This is a genomic window from Nonomuraea sp. NPDC003709, from assembly GCF_040610775.1.
Taxonomy (GTDB): domain Bacteria; phylum Actinomycetota; class Actinomycetes; order Streptosporangiales; family Streptosporangiaceae; genus Nonomuraea; species Nonomuraea angiospora_A.
Genome location: NZ_JBEXMW010000005.1, coordinates 525,492 through 546,243, shown reverse-complemented (window position 1 = coordinate 546,243; position 20,752 = coordinate 525,492). Strand labels below are relative to the sequence as shown.

Sequence of the window (20,752 nt, the reverse complement as noted above, 5' to 3'; positions counted from 1 at the left end):
TGTCGACCCTCCACCGGGCTTGCAGGATGGTACGCGTGGATCGAGAGGCGCTCTACCGCGACCCGTATCCCGTCTACGCCCGGGCCCGCGCCGCGCCGGGGCTGACCTTCGTCGAGGAACTGGACGCCTGGCTGGTGGCCCGGCACGCCGACGTGCGCGAGGTGCTGGGGCGCCCGGACGACTTCTCCTCCATGGGCGCGCTGCGGCCCGACGTGATTCCGAGCCCGCGGGCGTTCGCGGAGCTCGCGGGCGCGCCCGGCGGCGCCCCGGTGGTGCTGAGCACGGACGGCGAGGCGCACGCGCGCTACCGCCGGCCGCTCACCCGCGGCCTGTCCCCGGCCAAGGTGGCGGCGGCGCTGCCGTTCGTCCGGGCGACGGCGGGCGACCTGGTCGCGTCGTTCGCCAAGGCGGGGCACGTGGAGTGGATGTCCGGGTACGCCAGGCCGCTCCCGGCCGCCGTGATCGGCCACCTGCTCGGCCTCGACCCGGCCGACGTGCCCGCCGCGATCCGGGCCGGCAACCGGGCCGAGGACCTGCTGTTCACCCCGATGCCGGAGGACGACCAGGTCGCCGCGGCCCGCGAGGTGGCCGCGCTGCGGCACCTCTTCGCCGCGCACGCGACCAGGTCGAGGACCGCCGAGAGCCTGACCGGCGAGCTGTCGCGCGGCCTGGCCCCGGGCCCCGGCGAGCCGACGCCCGAGCAGCACGACGAGATCGTGGCCAACACCCAGAACGTCATGCTGGCCGGCCACCTGACCACGACCGCCCTGCTCGGCACCGTCGTGCACCGCCTGCTGCGCGAGCGCGGCCAGTGGGAGCTGCTGTGCGAGCGGCCGGAGCTGGCGGGCGCGGCGATCGAGGAGGCGGCCCGGTACGAGGCGCCCGTGCAGGGCTTCCGCCGCACCGTCACCAGGCCGCTGGAGTTCGCGGGGACCGCGCTCGGCGAGGGCGAGACGGTGTTCGTGTCGTTCGGCTCGGCCGGGCGGGACGAGGCGGTGTTCGAGCGGCCGGACGAGTTCGACATCGCGCGGGAGCCGGTGCGGCACCTGTCGTTCGGGCACGGCGTGCACGGCTGCCCGGGCGCGCTGCTGGCCCGCGAGCAGCTCAAGGTCACCCTCGAGCTGCTCGTACGCGAGCTGCCCGGTCTACGTCTCGCCCGCGAGGACGTCGTCATGGCGGCCACGTTCATCCACCGGGCCCCCGAGGAGCTCCACCTCGGCTGGTGAGTCCGGCTCCTCCGCCGAACGCACGCCCGCGTGCAGCACCAGCGGCACGGCCAGCGCGACCGCCATGGACAGCACGGCCGTGCCCGAGTCGTTGACCAGCATGCCGACCACGCCGCTGACCAGCGCCCCGACGAGCCCGGCCCGCAGCATGGGCGCCCGCGCGAACGCCTTCGGCACGATGCCGGCGCTGATCTGCCCGGGCCGCAGCACCGCGAAGATCAGGAACGCCAGGCCGGCCAGCACGATCGGCATGAGGTTCGGGGAGAGCATGGTGTTCAGCATGGCGCCCAGCTTGCGCCCGATCATGGGCAGGAACGTCCCGTCGATCACCTGCCCCACGAACCGCCCCAGGTGGGTCTGCGAGGCGGGCGGGCGCAGGTGGTCGAGCACCGCGATGATCGACACCGCCACCCCGCCCAGCACGCAGAACCCGGCCAGCTTCAGCACCGACACCCGCTTGCCCGCGACGAGCAGCGCGGTCACCGCGATGCCCGGCACGAATGCGATCACGCCGCCGAAGTCGCTGCCCACGCCGGGCCAGCCGGCCAGCAGCATCGCCACCACGCCGAGCCCCGTCACCCCGGCCACGGCCAGCCGCTTGCGGCCGACGCGGACGAAGTGCTCGGCGGCCACGGCGGTGACCATCAGCACGGCCGTGGCCAGCAGCGCGAACGGGATGTTCGCCAGCCCGTAGTAACGGCCGCCGACCACGGCGGTGTAGCCCATCAGGCTGTTGAACTGCAGCGTCGTCCCGGTCAGCAGGTCGCCCACGAGCACGGCGGCGGTGGTCGCCGCCACGGCCGCGGGCGGGCCCAGCGGGTGGCGCCGCCACGGGCCGCCGAGCGCGACGGCCGCGATGAGCGCTGTGCACACCAGCACCCCGCCGAGCAGCGTCGTCACGGGAGCCGGGCTGCGCTCCCACGGCACCAGGTTGACCGCGTACGTGGAGACGGGGAGGGAGGCGAGCACGATGGCGGTCACGCCGACCCCGCCCAGCCGCCTGCGCCTGGACAGCAGGAAGTAGGCCAGGGCGTAGAAGGCGACCTGGGCGATGGCGAAGACGGTGAAGAAGACGCCGGTCGTGCCGCGTACGGCGGTGCCCTTGAGGTCGGCCCTGCGCAGGTCGTCGATCGTGGTGCGCTCGCCGAGCCGCCACGGCAGCCCGATCACGGTGGGGGGCGTGGCGATGCCCGCCGCGGTGAGGAGCGTGGGCGTGATGTCGGGCAGCACGACGATGTCCGCGCGCCGGGTGGAGTTCGCCCCCACCGACGGCCCGGCGACCTCACCGCCCGGCGCGGCCGCCATGCCCGGGCGCTTCCACAGCGCCACGCGCAGGTGCGGCACCGAGCCGTGGTCGCCGATCCCGGCCAGCACGATCTCGGTGTCCGGGGGCAGCTTGTCCAGCGCCGCGCCGACCTTCGCGTCGGCCTCGCGGACCAGGGCGCGCCGCCGATCCGGCCCGAGCAGCTCCGGCTCCAGCGGCAGCTTACCGTCCACGATGTACGGCTTGACCAGCGTGTCGACATCGACGGCCAGCATCCGGCAGCGCGACCAGTCGGCCAGCCCGGCGGGCTCGGCGGCGTACAGGTCGACCTTGCCCGTCCGGTCGGCGAGGGCCAGCGCCGCGCCGGGCCCGACGGCGGCCGTGCACTGCCCGGCGGCGTGCACGGCGGTCCCGAGCGTGCCCGCGAAGGTCCCGTCGCGCAGCTGCAGCAACCCGGGGACCTCGGAGACCACGGCCCCGGACCCCTGCACGACCGGCTCGGGCGACATCCCGCACCGGCGCCCGACCGCCGACCGCACGCCCGACGCCACGGTCAGCCACCCGTCGTACGCGCAGGTCACGGTGCCCACGGCCTTGACCGACAGGGACCCGATCCCGCTCTGCCCGGCCAGCCGCCACAGGCGGGGCGTGTCCGCCGGGTCGAGATCGTCCCACATCAGCCCCGGCACCCCGATGAAGGCCACCCGCCCTCCGGCGTCCTCCTGCGCCGCCTGGGACGACGCCGCCTGGGCGGGCGGGGCGGCCCACCACAGGGCGGACGACACCAGGAGCAACAGCACCCACCTCACCGACCGACCCCCGCTCTTGTTGGAAACGCCCGAAACCCTACCGGGCCGGGGGCTCAGGCGAAGGGCTTCGCGACGATCAATCGGCTCAGCGCCTCGTCGTACTCCGGGTCGAGCCAGTAGTCGGAGTGCCAGCGGGCCTCCGGCAGGGGCTCGCCGGGGGCCGGCCGGTGCGGGTCCCAGCAGAACACGTCCACGCCGTTCGGGGCGCCGGGGGTCAGGGGGTCGACGCGGCCGAAGACGGGCCCGCCGATGGGGTCGCTCAGCCGGTAGAGGTTGTACCAGGGGACGGCGTCGCGTACGGCCGACAGCCCGGCGGTGCCGAAGTAGGCGGGGAAGAAGGCGGCGTAGAGGCGGCGCAGCGGCGAGCCGTGGGTGAGCATCCTGACCCGGGCCCGCACCTCGGGGCCGAGCTGCAGCACCAGGGCGGCGGTGATGACGCTCCCCTGGCTGTGCCCGGACAGGACCACCTCGTCCCGCTCCTGCTTGGCCAGCCGGCCCACGCGGTCGATCAGCTCGGGGATGACGCGTTCGGTGTAGCACGGCGGGGCCAGCGGGTGGATGGCGCGGGGCCAGAAGGTGGAGATGTCCCAGAGGATCCCGATCGTCCGGCGCAGCCCGGAGTCGCTGTACGTGCGGCGGCCGAGGAAGACCAGGCCCACGATGACCGCCGCCATGGCCCAGCTGCCGAGGGTGGCGAGCAGCCCCACGATCCCGCCGTTCGGGGTGAACAGGTGGAACTGGTAGATCACGGTCACCGCGGCGAACCCGGCGACGCCGATGCCGGTCAGCACGGCCAGCACGAGCCCGGCGCGGTCGGTCAGGGCGGCGAGCGCCCACTTCTCGGCCACCGCCCCGCCGTCGCGCTCGCCGTAGAGGGGTGTCAGCTCGGGGGTCAGCCGGCCGGCGTCGGACCCGCGGATCGCGAACAGGGTGACGGCCAGGCCGGCGAAACCGACGGCCAGCAGCGGCACCAGCGCGGCCGTCCACCACACCGGGTCGTCCAGGAAGAGCTTCTTGCCGACCGGCTCCGGGGAGGCGGAGGTGCCCGGGACGCCGAAGAACGTGGCGGTCCAGAACAGCAGGCCGAGCCCCAGCACGTTCGCGCTGCCCGCGGCCACCATCAGCACGAACCACGCGGCGATCCCGCCCATCGCCCGGGGCTCGCCGGAAGCGCGGTCCATCCAGGCCAGCACGCAGGTGGCGACCAGGATGAACGCCCCGATCCCGACCGTGAGCGCGAACTGGAACGTCCCCACCCCCACGCCGGGCAGCTGCCGTCCGGGCGCGCCCGGCGCCATCCCGGCCAGCGCCGCCCCGAGGGTGGCCAGGCACACCAGCGGCGCGAGCACGCGCAGCGCCCGGCACGCGAACGTGAGCCAGCCGGGGATCCGCTCGTCAGAGCCGGGGTCCAGCCGCCGGGCGATCCCCGGCAGCACGACCAGCACCACGGCGGCCAGTTCCACGGCCGCGTTCGCGACGGTCAGGGCCAGCCCCAGCGGCGTGCCCGCGAACGGCGCGGCCACGGCCACCCCGATCGAGGCGATCGCGAAGCAGACGTGCACGACCCGCAGCCGCCACACCGGCTCGTCGCCGTGCCACAGGCGCGGCCGGGCCAGCGGCAGCTCGGTGCCGCCGGCGCCGTCGGGCGGCACGGCCGTGCGTTCGTCCCGCTGCCAGGTGCGCCGGGCGATCCACCACAGCAGCGCCACGACCAGCAGCGGGACGAGCGCGGTGACCGCCAGCCGCCGGGACGGCTCGTTGCCCCACAGCGCGCCGAGCCAGTGCACCCACACGGGCGCGGTGTCGTAGGTGCAGGCCCGCCCGGCCGCGGTGCACTGCCAGCCGACGAGGTCGACGCTGGCCCGCGTGACGGCCCCGACGAGGGTGCCGGTCAGCAGCAGGGCGAACAGCCGCTGCGCCGCCTCGGTCACGTGCCGCAGGCCCGTGCCGCGCGCGGGTCTGGGGAGCATGAAGTACGACAGGTTCGCCAGCGCGAACGGCAGCAGGAGCAGCCACAGGGCGATCGTCTTACCGCCGGAGGTGAGGCCGCCCCACGCGTACGCCTCGCGATGGCGGGAGTCCGGCACGTCCGCGTGCTCGCCGTCCGGCGGCCCGTCGGTCCACCAGCGCCGGTAGAACCCGGTGGTGCCGTCGCCCGCGACGATCCAGGGGTGGGGGTGGTTCAGCATGCCCTCGGGGGGTGTGCCGGAGACGCCGTGGACGCGCAGCTCGGTCACTCCCGAGCGGGTCTCGTCGAGGAATCCGTCCATGCCGACATGATCCGCCCAGGGAGACGTCACGTACAGTCACGAGAATGTCACACGTTCCGGGCGGGGTCTCACGAGACGGTGACGCCCAGAAGATGTCCGAGCCCGAACGTCACGGCGGCGGCCCCCGCGCCCAGCGCGAGCTGGCGCAGCCCGCCCAGCCACCACGGCCGCGCGGTCATGCGCGCCACCGCCGCCCCGAACCCGAACAGCGCTAGCACGCTCACGATCATGGCGACCACCAGCCCGGACGCCCCGAACAGGAACGGCACCAGCGGCACCAGCGCCCCGGCCGCGAACGCTCCGAACGACGACGCGGCGGCCACGTACGGCGAGGGCAGGTCGTCGACGTCCACGCCCAGCTCCTCCCGCACGTGCACCCGCAGGGCCTGCTCGGGATCGGCCGACAGCCCCTCGGCCACCCTGCGCGCGAGGTCCGCGTCGAGCCCCTTCGCCCGGTACATCGCCGCCAGCTCCGCCTGCTCGCCCTCGGGATTGCGGGCCAGCTCCCGCCGCTCGACGGCGATCTCCGCCCGCATCAGCTCGGTCTGGGACTTCACCGAGGTGTACTCGCCGGCCGCCATGGAGCAGGCACCCGCGATCAGCCCCGCGACCCCGGCCACCACCGCGCCGCGACCGGCGCCGGCCGCGCCCACGACTCCGGCGATCAGCGCGAGGTTGGACACCAGCCCGTCCATCGCCCCGAAGACGGCGGGCCGCAACCACCCGCCGGTGACGTCACGGTGGCTGTGGTGCTTCTCCGGCGAATAAGGATGAGTCAGCTCAATAGTCACGAAAGTGCCTCCATTCCCAATATTTCCTCTGGAAATGTAGACACAGGTCACCAAGATCCGCAACGAAGGAGAGGCTTCCCTGAGCTGCGAAGAAGCCCGATCACGGGCGGCGCCCGGCACCCGGGCGCCGCCCGTGAACCGGTCAGGCGTGGGCCGGGGCCGGGGTGGTGCGCTCCGGGGTGCGGATGAGGGTCACGCAGTCGTCGATCGCCTCTTCCAGCAGGCGGCGCAGCAGCGCGTCCGGGTCGGCGATGCAGGCCTGGACGATGCCCACCACCGACAGCTGCACCGCGTTCGGCGCCGCGTACCGGCGGAAGCCCTTCTCCGTGATCCGGGCCGCGCGGCTGAAGCGCCGGGCCTGCTCGGCCGCGTGCGGCACCTCCTCCATGGCCCGGCGGCTCCGCTCGCTGAGCTGACCCGACGGGGCTCCTTCGAGCCTGGCGAGCATCTCCTCGGCCGCCAGCACCGACACCGCCAGCGCGAGCTGGCGCTCGGCCGCCGCCACCGGCAGGGCCGTCGTGGCGCAGCGCAGCGCGATGCGGGCGTCCAGCCTCAGGTCGTCGCTGGTCAGGCCGATGATGGTCGGGACGAGGTGGACGAGCTGGGCGCGGCTTTCGTCGCTGGTGTTGTCGTTGACCAGGCGGGCGAGTGCGGCCAGCAACGGGTGGGTGCAGGCCGGGTGGTCGCTCCACCGCTCTCCGGCCAGGTAGGAGGCCAGTTCCATGAAGCAGGCACCGCGTTTCGGATTGCGATGTCTGCCGCGGGACAGGACCGGCATGTGATCAAGGTGATTGTCCACGGGTGCTCCACTGCTCCACGCGATCGCCGTCCATCCAGTTTGCGCTGTCGCGATCGCCAACGCCAGTGATGTATGTTCTTCGTCCTGAATGTTCCCCCTACCCGAGCCGTCCCACCTCTATCCCGGGTGGGTTTTGGCGACGAACACCGCCACCGTGCGGGCCGGGACCGTGAGCGTGCCGGTGTCCGGGTCGAAGGCGGACTCCCGGACGACCGGATCGCCGGAGGCGGCCTGCACGGGATGCAGCGCCACCGATCCCTTGGACCGCCCCGCCAATTGCTCCATCGGCTGGGCCTGCGTGGCCGGGGTGGCGTTGAAGACCACGGTGACCGACGACCAGCGCGGGTCCAGCCCGGACGTGTCCACGTGCATCGCGATCACGCCGTCCGCCGCGTCGGCGAACGTCAGCCGCTCACGCACCTCGGATCCCAGCGCGAACGCCGGCGACGAGGCCCGGATCCGCAGCAGCTCCCCGAACCCGGCCCGGCACTCGCCGATCGCCGCGCAGCCGGGGAGCAGGGCCGGGTCCGCCAGCAACGGCCCGGCGTAGGGCCATCTGGGCTCGTTGTCGGCCCTGGGCGGCAGCCCGCCGCCGAACCCGTTGCCCAGCGAGCAGTCCCACAGCAGCCGGTTGAACCAGTCGCCGGAGTCGAAGGAGTTGCGGTCGAGGGACTTCGAGCGCAGCCGCTCGCTGCCCGCGTGCACGAACGCCGTCCCCTGCGCCAGCAGCACGGTGGCCAGCGACAGCACCTGCATGCGCACCCGGTCGGCCATCGGCGTCGGCTGCGGCAGCTTGTACACCAGCGCGTCGAACAGCGTCTCGTTGTCGTGCGCGTCCACGTACGACACCGTCTCGCCCGGCTCGGCCGCGTACCCGGCGGGTGCGCCGTTGTAGTCGATCTCCGAGCCCTTCTTCCCGGAGGGCAGCACGTAGTCGCGCAGGTTCCCGGCCAGCCCGAGCCTGATCAGGTCGGTGTAGCCGGCCAGCCGGGCCCGCTGCTGCTCGGCCGTGCCGTTGACCGGGGCGCCGTTCGGCGCGCCCGCCAGGCCCGAGCCGAACCCCTGCACGCGCGGGTCGGCCTCGAACGGGGTGCCGCCGCGCACCGCGTCCCGCAGCCGGTCGGTGAACGTGCCGATGCCGGTCCCGGCCAGGTTGGCCTGCGTGGCCTGCTCAAACCTGGCCCCGTCGGCCACCTCGCCGAAGTTCCAGCCCTCGCCGTAAAGGATGATCGACCTGCCGTCCACGCCGTCCCCGTCCACGGTGAGCTCGTCGAGGGCGCGGCGGACGGCGAGGAGGTTGGCCTTCGGGTGGTGGCCCATGAGGTCGAAGCGGAAGCCGTCGATCTTGTACTGGCGGGCCCAGGTGACGACCGAGTCGACCACCAGCCGGCCCATCATCGTGTGCTCGGGCGCGGTGTTGGGGCAGCACGTGGAGTCGGCGACCGCGCCGTCCGCCAGCAGGCGGTGGTAGTAGCCGGGCACGATCGGGTCGAGCACGCCGGTGGAGTGGGTGTGGTTGTAGACCACGTCCATCACCACGCGCAGCCCGGCCCCGTTGAGCGCGGCGACCATGGCGCGGAACTCCTTGATCCGCTCGTCGGGGTCCGTCGCGTACGAGCCCTCGGGCACGGTGTAGTGCAGCGGGTCGTACCCCCAGTTGAAGGAGTCGGTCGCGGCCGTGCGCGCCACGCACTCCTGCTGCCGCCGCGAGTCGGGCGGCAGCGCGGCGAAGTCACAGTCTGGGTCACAGTCTGGCTCGATCCTGTCGGCCCTGCGCTCGGGCACCGTGGCGAAGTCGAACACCGGCAGCAGGTGCACGTGCGTCAGCCCGTCCTCCGCCAGCGCCCGCAGCTCCCGCATCCCGGCGGAGTCGAGGCCGAAGGCCGCGTACGTGCCGCGCAGCCCAGCCGGGACGGTGGCGTCGGAGGCCGAGAAGTCGCGCACGTGCAGCTCGTAGATCGTCGCCCGGTGCTGGGGGACGGCCGGGGGCTTGGCGAGCCGGTCCCAGCCGGGCGGCTTGAGCGCGGGGCCGTCGAGGTCGACGAGCCTGCTGCGCCCGCCGTCCGGGGTCACGGCCAGGCCGTACGGGTCCGTGACCTCGTTCGTCCCCGAGTGGTGCGTGACCAGGAACGTGTACTCGCGGCCCCACCAGGCCGGCAGCCCGCGTACCGACCAGACGCCGGTCTCGTCGTCGCGCCGCATCGGGTGCACGCTCCGGCCGCGCCCGTGAGTGGGGCCGTACAGGGCCAGCTCGACCTTGCGGGCGGTCGGCGCCCACAGCGACAGCCTCGGGGTCGCCCGTCCCCTGGGGCCGAGCGGCGCGGTGGCGGCCCCGGCGTAGAGGTCGTCGAGCACGCCGGGGAGCTGCACGCCCGTCGCCGCCGCGAGCTCGCCCGAGCCGTCCCGCGCCACGGCCAGGACCCGCTCGCGCAGCGCCTCGCGGACGAGACCGGCGTCGCGCGGGTCCACCTTCAGCGCGGTGTACGACGCCAGGTGCGGCCACGCGCTCCGCTGATCGTCGCTCAGCGTCCCGGGCGACAGCCGGATGACCCGCTCGGCGCCGCACCCCAGGCTGTGCTCGAACGACGGGTCGACCTGCCACGCCACCGTGTCGCGGTCGATCCAGTGGGCCCTCGCCTCGCCCTCGCGGATCACGACGCTTTGCAACCCTTTCTGGAAATTTCTGAAACCGCTGGGACCGCTCCCTGACCGGAGGGCCGGCGGACGCGCGGCGGGCAGGGCTCCACCATAGGAGATCACCTGCGAAAACGTCGGGGAACACGCGGTCCGGCGGCCGATCCGCCAGATCCGTGGATCAAGGTAACAACTTGCAAAACCTTACGTACCCATCTTTCAAGGAGCGTCACCTCGGCGTAACGTCCGGCGTGTTCCCCCCTCGGAAAGATGAGGAGAAGGACATGCGACGACTCTTACCCGCCGCAGCGGTCGTTGCGGCACTCGCCTTGGCGGTCTCCGCCTGCGGCGGTGGGACCGCGGCACCCCCGACCGCGACCGTTTCCGATCCCTCGAAGGTCAGCGGCGAGATCACGTGGTGGGACACGACGCGGCCGGACAGCGAGGGGCCGACGTTCCAGGCGTTGATCAAGGCGTTCGAGGCGAAATATCCGCAGGTCAAGGTCAAGTACGTGAACGTGCCCTCCGACCAGGCCCAGGGGCAGTTCCAGACCGCCGCGCAGGCGGGGGCGGGGGCGCCGGACGTGATCCGCTCGGAGGTGGCCTGGACCTCGCAGTTCGCGTCGCTGGGCTACCTGCAGCCGCTGGACGGCACGCGGGCGGTCGACAACGAGGCCGACTTCCTGCCGGGACCGCTGAGCAGCACCAAGTACAACGGCAAGACCTACGCCGTGCCGCAGGTCACCGACACCCTCGCGCTGCTCTACAACAAGCGGCTGCTGAAGGAGGCGGGGCACGAGGAGGCGCCGAAGACGATCGCCGAGCTGAAGCAGACCGCGCTCGACGTCAAGGCCAAGGCCGGCGCCGAGGGGCTGGCGCTCAACGTCGACTCCTACTTCCTGCTGCCGTTCATCTACGGCGAGGGCGGCGACCTCCTCGACGTGGCCAACAAGAAGATCGTGGTGAACTCGCCGGCGAACGTGCGGGCGATCCAGACCGTGGCCGACCTGATCAGCTCGGGCGCCGCGCCCAAGCCCGCCACCACGGAGAGCTACGCCAACGCGATGACCGCCCTCAAGGAGGGCAAGGCGGCGATGATCTACAACGGGCCGTGGTCGTTGTCGGAGATCTACCAGGGCAAGGAGTTCAAGGACAAGAAGAACCTGGGCATCGCGCCGGTCCCGGCCGGCTCGGTCAAGGCCGGGGCGCCGACGGGCGGGTGGAACCTGGCGATCTACGCGGGCTCGAAGAACATCCCGGCCGCCTACGAGTTCGTCCGCTTCATGACCACGGTGGAGGCCCAGGCGAAGATCGCCAAGGAGATCAGCCTGCTGCCGACCCGTACCTCCGCCTACGCCAACCCCGACGTGCAGGGCAACTCCGACGTCGTGGTCTTCAAGCCGATCATGGACACCGCCGTGCCGCGGCCCTGGATCCCCGAGGGCGGGCAGCTGTTCCAGCCGCTGCTGGAGGGCTACCAGGCGCTCGTCGGCGGCAAGTCCGCGCCCGCGGACCTGCTCAAGAAGGTCGACGAGCAGTACCGCGGGATCATGAAGGACTGGAGCTGACCGGTGGCGGTCTCGACCGGACGGGTGGCGGCCGCGGGCGAGGGGGCTCGCGGCCGCCACGACAGGCCAGGGCGGTTACGGCGCGCGCTGTCGGCCCACTGGTACGCGTGGGCGATGATCGCGCCGGTGGTGGTCGTGATGGCGGTGCTGATCGGCTGGCCGCTGGCGCGCGGGGTGTACCTGTCGCTGACGGACGCCACCGAGGCGAACATCGGCCGGACCATCGGGGTGAACGTCATCCCGGCCACCTATGAGTTCGTCGGCCTGGACAACTACCTGCGGATCCTGACCTCCGGCCTGTTCTGGGACAAGCTCGCCTGGACCGTCGTGTGGACGGTGGTCTGCGTGGGCCTGCACTACGGCATCGGCCTCGGCCTGGCCGTGATGCTCAACCGCCGGCTGCGCTTCCGTTCCGTCTACCGTGTGCTGCTGATCCTGCCCTGGGCGGTGCCCGCCTTCGTGGCCGCCTTCGTCTGGCGCTACCTGTACAACAGCGACTATGGCGTGATCAACGGCTTGCTCAAGGTGGCCGGGCTGCCCGCGGTGGGCTGGCTGGACGACCCGACCACGGCCAAGATCGCGGTGATCGCGGTGAACGTGTGGATCGGGGTGCCGTTCATGATGGTCGCCATGCTCGGCGGCCTGCAGTCGATCCCGGCCGAGCTGTACGAGGCGGCCGAGGTGGACGGGGCGAACGCGTGGCAGCGGTTCCGGGCGATCACGCTCCCGGGACTGCGCCAGGTGTCGTCCACGGTGATCCTGCTCGGCACGATCTGGACGTTCAACATGTTCCCGATCATCTTCCTGGTGACGCGGGGCGGCCCCGGCAGCGAGACCGAGATCCTGGTCACGTACGCCTTCCGCGAGGCCTTCACCGGCGTGCGCGACTACGCGGGCTCGGCCGCCTGGGGCGTGATCATCCTCCTCATGCTGGTGGTGCTGGCGGTCGGCTACCGCCGCACGTTGCGTAGTCAAGGAGATCCCTGGTGAGCACGACGACGCGCGGGCACGGTCGAGGGCGCGGTCGAGGGCGCGGCGAGCGCGGCCCGCTGGCCTCGATCGGCCTGCACGCGGGCCTGCTGCTCGCCGTGGCCGTCTCGCTGTTCCCGGTCGTGTGGCTGGTGCTGACCTCGCTCAAGCCGCGCGACAGCTGGCTGTCGGCGGAGCTGCGGCTCTTCGACCACTCCTCGCTCGACAACTACGTCCGCGTGCTGACCGCGACCGAGTTCCCGCGGTGGCTGCTCAACAGCGTGCTCACCGCCGGTCTGACCATGCTGGCCGGGGTGTTCCTGGCGGCGACCACCGGGTACGCCGTCAGCCGGTTCCGCTTCCCCGGGCACCGCTCGGTCATGTGGCTGCTGCTGATCACCCAGATGTTCCCGGTCGCCATTCTCATCGTGCCGCTCTACAACCTGATGGCCGGGCTCGGGCTGCTCAATCAGATCCCCGGGCTGGTGATCGCGTACATGACGATCTCGGTGCCGTTCTGCGCCTGGATGATGAAGAGCTACTTCGACACCGTGCCGGTGGAGATCGACCAGGCGGCGATGGTGGACGGGCTGACCCCGTTCGGCACGTTCTGGCGGGTGGTGCTGCCGCTGGCGCGGCCGGGGGTCGCGGTGACCGCGTTCTACTGCTTCATGACCGCCTGGGGCGAGGTCGGCTACGCCACCGTGTTCATGTCCCAGGAGGACAAGCGCACCCTGGGGGTCGGGTTGCAGCAGTTCGTCGGCCAGCACTGGTCCGACTGGGGGCTGATGACCGCCTCGGCCGTGCTCATCGCCATCCCGGCCGGCGCCGTCTTCCTCCTCGTCCAGCGCCACCTCATCACCGGCCTCACGGCCGGCGCGACGAAGTCCTGAGGGTGGCCTGATTCTTTCGCATAGTGGCCCACCGGCCACTGGTGAAGGTCAGGCAGCGCTGGCAATAATTGCAGACGCCGCATAAAGGCGGACGCACTGCAATGGAGGATTTGACATGCCTGTCGGGCTTCTCGCCCTGGCACTCGGGGGCTTCGGCATCGGGCTCACCGAGTTCGGGATCATCGGTCTGCTGCCCGAGGTCGCGGCGGACTTCGGCGTCAGCGAGCCGGTCGCCGGATATCTGGTCTCGGGTTACGCGCTGAGCGTGGCGGTCGGCGCCATCGGGCTCACCGCGGCCATCGCCCGGTTCGACCGCAAGAAGGTGCTGCTGGCGCTGATGGTGCTGTTCGTCGCGGGCAACCTGATCTCCGCGATCGCGCCGGTCTACCCGGTGCTGATGGCGGGCCGGATCGTGGCGGCGCTGTGCCACGGCGCGTTCTTCGGCGTCGGCTCGGTGGTCGCCGCCGACATGGTCGCGCCGAACCGGCGGGCGGGCGCCATCGCGCTGATGTTCGGCGGGCTGACCGCGGCCAACGTGCTCGGGGTCCCGCTGGGTACGCTGCTCGGCCAGCAGCTCGGCTGGCGCTCGACGTTCTGGGCGATCACGGTCATCGGCGTGGTCGCGCTGGCCGGGATCCGGCTGCTGGTGCCGCCGACGCCGGCGCCGGCCGGGACGAGCCTGCGCGCCGAGCTGGGCGCGTTCCGCCGGCCGCAGGTCTGGGTCTCCGCCGCGGTCACCGTGCTCGCCTTCGGCGGCATGTTCGGCGCGTTCACCTACATCGCGTTCACGCTCACCGAGGTCAGCGGGTTCGCCGGCGCCACGGTGCCCTGGCTGCTGGTGCTGTTTGGGGCCGGCACGTTCGCGGGCAACTTCCTCGGCGGCAAATTCGCCGACCGGGCGCTGAACACGTCGCTGGCCGCGATCCTGGCGCTGCTCACCGCGGTGCTCGCGGTGTTCGCGCTGACCGCGCAGAGCAAGGTCATGACGATCGTCTCGCTGCTGCTGATGGGCGCGGTCGGACTGGCCACCGCGCCCGGGCTGCAACTGCGGATCATGCGGTACGCCCAGGACGCGCCCACGATGGCCTCCGGCGCCAACATCGCGGCCTTCAACGTCGGCAACGCGCTGGGCGCCTGGCTGAGCGGGCTGGCCCTGGGATCCGGCTTCGGGTTCGTCTCACCGCTCTGGGTCGGCGCCGCGATCACCCTCGCCGGCCTCGCCGTCCTGGCCGCCGGCTCGGCCCTCCCGAACCACCGGACGCCGGCCACCGCCGAACCGGCCCTCCCGGACCACCGGACGCCAAACACCGCCTGACCACCGGACGCCAAGCGCCGCCGGACGCCACACGCCACCGCACCGGCCGGGACACGCAGCCCGGCGCCGGCGGTGGCCGAAGGGCCGTTACGGGCGGGTGGTAGCGGCCGGCTTGAGGCCGAGGGCGACGAGGGCGGCGCCGGTCAGGCCGGCCACCACCCGGACGAACACGCCCACGGCGATGCCCATGGCGGCCGCCGTGCCGTGCAGGCGCCCGGAGACGGCGGAGCGGCGGACGACGACCGCGAAGTCGGGACCGGGCGACCTCGCCCCGAGCAGCACGACTCTCCCGAAGGCCACGGACTGCGTCACAGAGGTCAGGGCGCCCACCTCACGAGGACCCGCCCCTCGGGGATCAGGGCCGACCGCTCCCACGTCCAGGTCGGCACGGTGATCATCTCGGCGGGGCCGCCGAGGGCGACGGGCGTGTCCAGGAGGACGGAGTGCGGGGTGAGCCGCAGGCCGCCCTCGGGGATGACGACGCTCTCCAGGGGCGTGCGCAGGCTCGGGCCGTCCGGCTCGTCCAGGTCGCTGGGCACCCAGGTGTCCTCATCGGCGAAGGCCGTGAACGCCAGCGCGCCGCCGGGGGCCGCGCCGGAGTGGCGCAGCGTCCCGGCGGGCAGCCAGCCGTGCTGCCCGGCCGCGTACGTGATGCCGGAGACGGACAGCTCGCCCTCCAGCAGCACGAACTCCTCCCCCGCCAGGTAGTGGCCGCGCTGGGACCGGGCCCAGCCGGGCGGGAAGCGGACGAGCGAGGACATGCCGTCCAGCCGGGCCTGGCGCACCGGCAGGTTGGAGCCCGGGATCAGGAAGTCCCGGGCGGGCAGCTCAGCGTCGAGCAGGTCGATCAGCACGTCAGCGCCCGCGCCGCCGCTTCTTGAGGATGGAACGGACGGTCAGCGCCGCCACGATCAGCACGATCTGGCCGCCGAGCACGATGCGGTTGACGTCGACGGCGGGCCGCCAGCTGACCTCGCCGTCCTTCAGCACGTAGACGCCCGCGGGCGTGGCGCTGAAGCCGAAGCCGCCGCCGCTGCCCCCGCCCTCGCCGCTCTCCCCCTTGCCCCGGCCGTCCCCGCCGCCGCCCCCTTGGACGACCCGGGCGACCGGGATGACGACGACGTCGCCCTGCTGGACGGGCTCACCGAAGACGCGTTTGACGGTCGCGGCGTCCTTCGCCTGCTCGACCACCTTCATGATGTCCATCCCACCATCGTCAACCACAGCTCGCCCCTCTCGCCACCGGCGTCGCTCCCGCGTCAGTCGAACGTCGTCGAGATCTCGTGCCAGCCGCCCGGCGCGATCTTCGCGGCCGCCTCCGGCCCCCAGGAACCCCGCTCGTACGGCAGCGGCCGGTCCGGCAGGTCGAGCACCCGACGGACGATCCGCCACGACTCCTCCACCAGGTCGAACCTGGCGAACCGCCGCGGGTCGCCGCTGACGGCGTCGGCCAGGACGCGCTCGTAGGCGGCCTCCATCGGCCCGAGCACCTTGGTGAAGTCGACGCTGACCGGCACCGGCCTGGTGTGCTGCTTGCCCGGCTCCTTGGCCAGCAGGTCGAAGGTGACCCCCGCGTCCGGCTGCAGCCGGAACCTGATGAGGTTGGGGCCGGGGGGCGCGTCGCCGCCGTGGAACATCGTCACCGGCGGCTTGCGCAGCTCGGCGACGATCTCCAGGTCGGTGGTCGGCAGCCCCTTGCCGGAGCGGATGCACCACGGCACGCCGGCCCAGCGCCAGTTGTCGATGTAGGCGCGCAGGGCGACGAACGTCTCGGTGGTGGATTCGGGCCGGACGCCGTGGGTGTCGAGGTAGCCGGAGTATTGGCCGCGTACGACGTCGGCGGGGTCGATGGCCTGCACGGCGCGCAGCACCCGCCACTTCTCGTCGAGCTGGGCGCGGGCGTCGGTGGACGGCGGCGGGTCCATGGCGAGGATGGCCAGCAGCTGGAGCAGGTGATTCTGCACCACGTCGCGGATCGTGCCGTTGGCGTCGTAGAAGGCGCCGCGGTCGCGCACGTCGAAGTCCTCGGCCATGGTGATCTGGACGCTGCGGATGTGGCTGCGGTTCCAGATGGGCTCCAGCAGCGTGTTGGCGAACCGGAACACCATGAGGTCCTCGACCGGCTCCTTGGCCAGGAAGTGGTCGACCCGCCGCACGTGGTCCTCGTCGAAGTGCTTGAGCAGCTCCTCGTTGAGCTCGCGGGCCGAAGCGAGGTCGTGGCCGAACGGCTTCTCCACGACGAGCCTGGCGTCGTGGTTGAGCCCGGCCCCGGCCAGGCCCTCGGCGACCGTGGCGAACAGCGACGGCGGCACCGCGAGGTAGTGGACGAGGAAACCCTTGCCCGCCGCCTCCTCGCGGAGCCTGGCGAACGTCTCGGGGTCGCGGTAGTCGCCCGCGACCAGCCGCAGGTTGCCGGCGAGCTTGTCGAAGGCCGCGTCGCGCGCGCCGCCGACCGCCTGGCGGACGTGCTCGCGCAGCCCGTCGAGGCCGAGCTCGGTCTTGGCCACGCAGATGACGGGCAGGTCGAGCCTGCTGTCGGCGGTCAGGCGGTAGAGGGCGGGCAGGATCATCTTGCGCGCGAGGTCTCCGGTGACGCCGAACAGCACCAGCGCCCCCGCCCGCTCCGCGCCCCTCCTGTGCTCGGTCCCGGACGCGTGGCGCATGTCAGACACGCCTTCCGCGCAGCTCGCGGTATCTCCGCACGAGCTGTTCGGTGGAGGCGTCGGGGAGCCCGGTGGGCGGGTCCTCGGAGGTGAGCGCGGGCGCCAGGTCGAGCGCCATTTTCTTGCCCAGCTCGACGCCCCACTGGTCGAAGGAGTCGATCCCCCAGATCGTGCCCTCGACGAACACGATGTGCTCGTAGAGCGCGACGAGCTGGCCCAGCGTCGAGGGGGTCAGCTTGGGCGCGAGGATCGTGGAGGTGGGCCGGTTGCCGGGCATCACCTTGTGCGGCACGATCTCGGGCGGCGTGCCCTCGGCGGCGATCTCCTCGGCCGTCTTGCCGAACGCCAGCGCCGAGGTCTGGGCCAGGAGGTTGGCGGTGAGCTGGTCGTGCATGCCCTCGCGGTCCTCGAACGGCTCGGCGAAGCCGATGAAGTCGGCGGGCACGAGCCGGGTGCCCTGGTGGAGGAGCTGGTAGAAGGCGTGCTGCCCGTTGGTGCCCGGCTCGCCCCAGAAGATCTCGCCGGTGGCGACCGGGACGGGGGTGCCGTCGGCGCGCACGGACTTGCCGTTGGACTCCATCGTGAGCTGCTGCAGGTAGGCGGGGAAGCGGTGCAGCCGCTGGCTGTAGGGCAGCACGGCGCGGGTCTCGGCGCCGAAGAAGTCGTTATACCAGATCCCGAGCAGGCCCATCAGCACCGGCATGTTGGCCTCGAACGGGGCGCTGCGGAAGTGCTCGTCGATGAGGTGGAAGCCGGCCAGCATCTCGCGGAACCGCTCGGGGCCGATCGTGATCATCAGGGACAGGCCGATGGCGCCGTCGTAGGAGTAGCGGCCGCCGACCCAGTCCCAGAAGCCGAACATGTTGTCGGTGTCGATGCCGAACTCGGCGACCTTGGCGGCGTTGGTGGAGACGGCCACGAAGTGCTTGGACACCGCGTCCTCGCCCAGCGCCTCGACCAGCCAGCCGCGGGCGACGCGGGCGTTGGTGAGCGTCTCGAGCGTGGTGAACGTCTTGGAGCTGACCACGAACAGCGTGGTCGCGGGGTCGAGGCCGGCGAGGTTGCCGGTGATGTCGGCCGGGTCGATGTTGGAGACGAACCTGGCCGCCACGCCCGCGTCGGCGTAGTCGCGCAGCGCCTCGTAGGCCATGGCGGGGCCGAGGTCGGAGCCGCCGATGCCGATGTTGACCACGGTCTCGATGGGCTTGCCGGTGGCGCCCCTCCACTCCTTGGACCTGACCCGGTCGGCGAAGGCGCTCATCTTCCCGAGCACGGCGTGCACGTCGGCGACCACGTCCTGCCCGTCCACGACCAGCTCGGCGGCGCGCGGCAGGCGGAGGGCGACGTGCAGGACGGCGCGGTCCTCGCTGACGTTGATGTGCTCGCCGCCGAACATCGCGGTGATCCGCTCGCGCAGCCCCGCCCGCTCGGCCAGGGCCACCAGCAGGTCGATCGTCTCGCCGGTGGCGCGCTGCTTGGCGTAGTCGAGGAAGAGGTCGCCGGCGGTCACGGTCATGCGCCCGGCACGGCCCGGGTCCTCCGCGAACAGCTCCCGCAGCCGCCTGCCCGCCAGCTCCTCATGGTGCTTGCCGAGAGCCGCCCACTCCTGGCTCTGGGTGATGTCGCCGTTCACGCTTCCTCCTCGTGTCGCCAAACCGGATCACCATTGTCCCTGCCAACGGGAAACCTGCTCGTCTGACCGCCGCACCTTTGTTGTGCTCCGTTAAGACCGTGGCGTCAGCCAGCTTCGCAGATCTCCCACTGGAACCGCTTACCCACAGGGCCTCATTCCGCGCACGGCGGAGCGGAGTTTTTGGGGCTCAGTGGGATTCGCGGCCCACGTGGTCGCCGCTGGAGCCGATGAGGAAGTCGAGGTCGGCGCCGCGGTCGGCCTGGGTGACGTGCTCGACGTAGAGGCGTTCCCAGCCGCGTACGGGCCGGGCGTACCCGATCTTCACGGGCTCCCTGGCGGCCAGCTCGGCGTCGGGGATGTCCACGTCGAGCCGCCGGGCGGCCACGTCGAGCACGATCGGGTCGCCGGTGCGCACCCTCGCCAGCGGGCCGCCGGCCGCCGCCTCGGGCGCGGTGTGCAGGACGACCGTGCCGTACGCGGTGCCGCTCATACGGGCGTCGCTGATGCGCACCATGTCGCGCACGCCCTTCTCCAGCAGCTTGGCGGGCAGCGGCAGGTTGCCCACCTCGGGCATCCCGGGGTAGCCCTTGGGGCCGCAGCCGCGCAGCACGAGCACCGAGGTCTCGTCGATGTCGAGGTCGGGCGAGTCGAGGCGGGCGTACACGTCCTCGATGCTGTCGAAGACGACGGCCCGGCCGCGGTGGCGCAGCAGCTCGGGCGAGGCGGCGGCGGGCTTGATCACCGCGCCGCCGGGGGCGAGGTTGCCGCGCAGGACGGCGATGCCGGCGTCGGGCAGCAGCGGGTCGGAGCGGCGCCTGATGACGCTCTCGTCCCAGATCTCGGCCTCGGCGAGGTGCTCGACGAGCGGGCGGCCCGTGACGGTGATCGCCTCCGGGTCGAGCAGGTCCTCGACCTCCTTGAGCACGGCCGTGAGGCCGCCCGCCCGGAACAGGTCGTCCATCAGGTGGCGTCCGGCGGGCTGGAGGTCCACGAGCAGCGGCGCCCCGGCGCCGGTGCGGTCGAAGTCGTCCAGGCTGAGGTCCACGCCGAGCCGGCCCGCGACGGCCAGCAGGTGGACGACGGCGTTGGTGGAGCCGCCGACGGCGGCCAGGGTCACGATGGCGTTGAGGAACGCGGCCCTGGTCATGACCTGGCTGGGGCGGCGGCCCTCCAGGACGAGGTCCACGGCCAGGCGGCCGGTCTCGTGGGAGCGTTCGAGCAGGCGGCTGTCGGGAGCGGGGGTGCCCGCGGTGCCGGGGATCGTCATGCCGAGGGCCTCGGCCATGCAGGCCATGGTGGAGGCGGTGCCCATCGTGTTGCAGTGGCCGCGGCTGCGGATCATGGACGACTCGGACCGCAGGAACGCCTCGCGCGACAGCGTGCCCGCGCGTACCTCCTCGCTGAGGCGCCACACGTCGGTGCCGCAGCCGAGTGGCGCGCCGCGGAAGTGCCCCGTCAGCATGGGGCCGCCGGGCATCACGACGGCGGGCAGGTCCACGGAGGAAGCGGCCATGAGCAGCGACGGGATGGTCTTGTCGCACCCGCCGAGCAGCACCACGCCGTCGATGGGGTTGGCGCGCAGCATCTCCTCGGTGGCCATGGCGGCCAGGTTGCGCCAGAGCATGGCGGTGGGGCGCACGTTCGTCTCGCCCAGGGAGACGACCGGCAGGTTGAGCGGCACGCCGCCGGCCTCCCAGACGCCGTTGGCGACGCTCTCGGCGACCTCGTCCAGGTGGGAGTTGCAGGGGGTGAGGTCGGAGGCGGTGTTGGCGATCGCGATGTGCGGCTTGCCGCCCTCGAACGCCTCGCGGGGCAGGCCGCGCCGCATCCAGGCCCGATGGATGTAGGAGTTGCGGTCGTTCCCCGAGTACCAGCGCGAACTCCTGAATGCCATATTCGGCACCTTATCCGGCGTTTG

General features: G+C 72.5%; 16 protein-coding genes. 5 read left to right on the top strand and 11 right to left on the bottom strand.

The features are described 5' to 3' along the window. The first annotated feature begins 35 nt into the window (after positions 1–35). A complete protein-coding gene (locus ABZX61_RS18780) occupies positions 36–1,226 on the top strand; it encodes a cytochrome P450 (RefSeq protein ID WP_355195999.1) in 1,191 nt (396 codons plus the stop codon). Here the strand turns inward: ABZX61_RS18780 and ABZX61_RS18775 are convergent. The 5 genes from ABZX61_RS18775 to pulA form a co-directional block, all read right to left on the bottom strand. Further along, positions 1,146–3,290 (bottom strand): hypothetical protein, encoded by a 2,145-nt coding sequence (locus ABZX61_RS18775; protein WP_355195997.1) that lies wholly within the window; start codon positions 3,288–3,290, stop codon positions 1,146–1,148. The genes ABZX61_RS18780 and ABZX61_RS18775 overlap by 81 nt on opposite strands. 62 nt (positions 3,291–3,352) lie before the next feature. After that, entirely contained in the window at positions 3,353–5,569 is a 2,217-nt protein-coding gene (locus tag ABZX61_RS18770) for a hypothetical protein (RefSeq protein ID WP_355195995.1), read from the bottom strand. Between the two features lie 68 nt (positions 5,570–5,637). After that, positions 5,638–6,360, bottom strand: coding sequence for a VIT1/CCC1 transporter family protein (locus tag ABZX61_RS18765; protein WP_350727894.1), 723 nt, complete (start codon positions 6,358–6,360; stop codon positions 5,638–5,640). Between the two features lie 142 nt (positions 6,361–6,502). After that, positions 6,503–7,084, bottom strand: coding sequence for a hypothetical protein (locus ABZX61_RS18760; RefSeq protein WP_350727893.1), 582 nt, complete (start codon positions 7,082–7,084; stop codon positions 6,503–6,505). Positions 7,085–7,276: 192 nt separating this feature from the next. Next, positions 7,277–9,814 (bottom strand): pullulanase-type alpha-1,6-glucosidase, encoded by a 2,538-nt coding sequence (gene pulA / locus ABZX61_RS18755; protein WP_355195992.1) that lies wholly within the window; start codon positions 9,812–9,814, stop codon positions 7,277–7,279. A 263-nt stretch (positions 9,815–10,077) separates the two neighbouring features. On the opposite strand from pulA, the gene ABZX61_RS18750 reads away from it, so the two are divergent. From ABZX61_RS18750 to ABZX61_RS18735, 4 genes are all read left to right on the top strand, one after another. Next, positions 10,078–11,361 carry an extracellular solute-binding protein gene (locus ABZX61_RS18750; protein WP_355195990.1) on the top strand — a complete coding sequence of 428 codons (1,284 nt, stop codon included), beginning with the start codon at positions 10,078–10,080 and terminating at the stop codon, positions 11,359–11,361. Between the two features lie 3 nt (positions 11,362–11,364). Continuing rightward, positions 11,365–12,351 (top strand): sugar ABC transporter permease, encoded by a 987-nt coding sequence (locus ABZX61_RS18745; RefSeq protein ID WP_355195988.1) that lies wholly within the window; start codon positions 11,365–11,367, stop codon positions 12,349–12,351. Then, positions 12,348–13,223, top strand: a complete 876-nt coding sequence (locus ABZX61_RS18740) for a carbohydrate ABC transporter permease (protein ID WP_355195986.1) — start codon at positions 12,348–12,350, stop codon at positions 13,221–13,223. Before ABZX61_RS18745 ends, ABZX61_RS18740 begins: the two co-directional genes overlap by 4 nt. 115 nt (positions 13,224–13,338) lie before the next feature. After that, on the top strand, positions 13,339–14,538 hold the full coding sequence (locus ABZX61_RS18735; RefSeq protein ID WP_355195984.1) for an MFS transporter: 1,200 nt from the start codon (positions 13,339–13,341) through the stop codon (positions 14,536–14,538). A gap of 87 nt (positions 14,539–14,625) precedes the next feature. Here ABZX61_RS18735 and ABZX61_RS18730 read toward each other — a convergent pair whose 3' ends face one another. The 6 genes from ABZX61_RS18730 to ABZX61_RS18705 all read right to left on the bottom strand — a co-directional run bounded on the left by ABZX61_RS18730 (position 14,626) and on the right by ABZX61_RS18705 (position 20,728). Continuing rightward, on the bottom strand, positions 14,626–14,850 hold the full coding sequence (locus tag ABZX61_RS18730) for a LysE family transporter (RefSeq protein WP_355195982.1): 225 nt from the start codon (positions 14,848–14,850) through the stop codon (positions 14,626–14,628). Positions 14,851–14,855: 5 nt separating this feature from the next. Continuing rightward, on the bottom strand, positions 14,856–15,392 hold the full coding sequence (locus tag ABZX61_RS18725; protein ID WP_355195980.1) for a hypothetical protein: 537 nt from the start codon (positions 15,390–15,392) through the stop codon (positions 14,856–14,858). Between the two features lies 1 nt (position 15,393). Continuing rightward, a complete protein-coding gene (locus ABZX61_RS18720; RefSeq protein WP_350727886.1) occupies positions 15,394–15,744 on the bottom strand; it encodes a spore germination protein GerW family protein in 351 nt (116 codons plus the stop codon). A 53-nt stretch (positions 15,745–15,797) separates the two neighbouring features. Then, positions 15,798–17,201, bottom strand: a complete 1,404-nt coding sequence (zwf, locus tag ABZX61_RS18715; protein WP_355195978.1) for a glucose-6-phosphate dehydrogenase — start codon at positions 17,199–17,201, stop codon at positions 15,798–15,800. Between the two features lies 1 nt (position 17,202). Then, the gene (gene pgi, locus ABZX61_RS18710) at positions 17,203–18,834 is read right to left on the bottom strand and encodes a glucose-6-phosphate isomerase (protein ID WP_355195976.1); all 1,632 of its coding nucleotides are present in this window, start codon (positions 18,832–18,834) and stop codon (positions 17,203–17,205) included. Positions 18,835–19,021: 187 nt separating this feature from the next. Beyond that, positions 19,022–20,728: an IlvD/Edd family dehydratase gene (locus ABZX61_RS18705; protein WP_355195974.1), complete on the bottom strand. Its 1,707-nt coding sequence runs from the start codon at positions 20,726–20,728 to the stop codon at positions 19,022–19,024. Positions 20,729–20,752 lie beyond the last annotated feature (24 nt).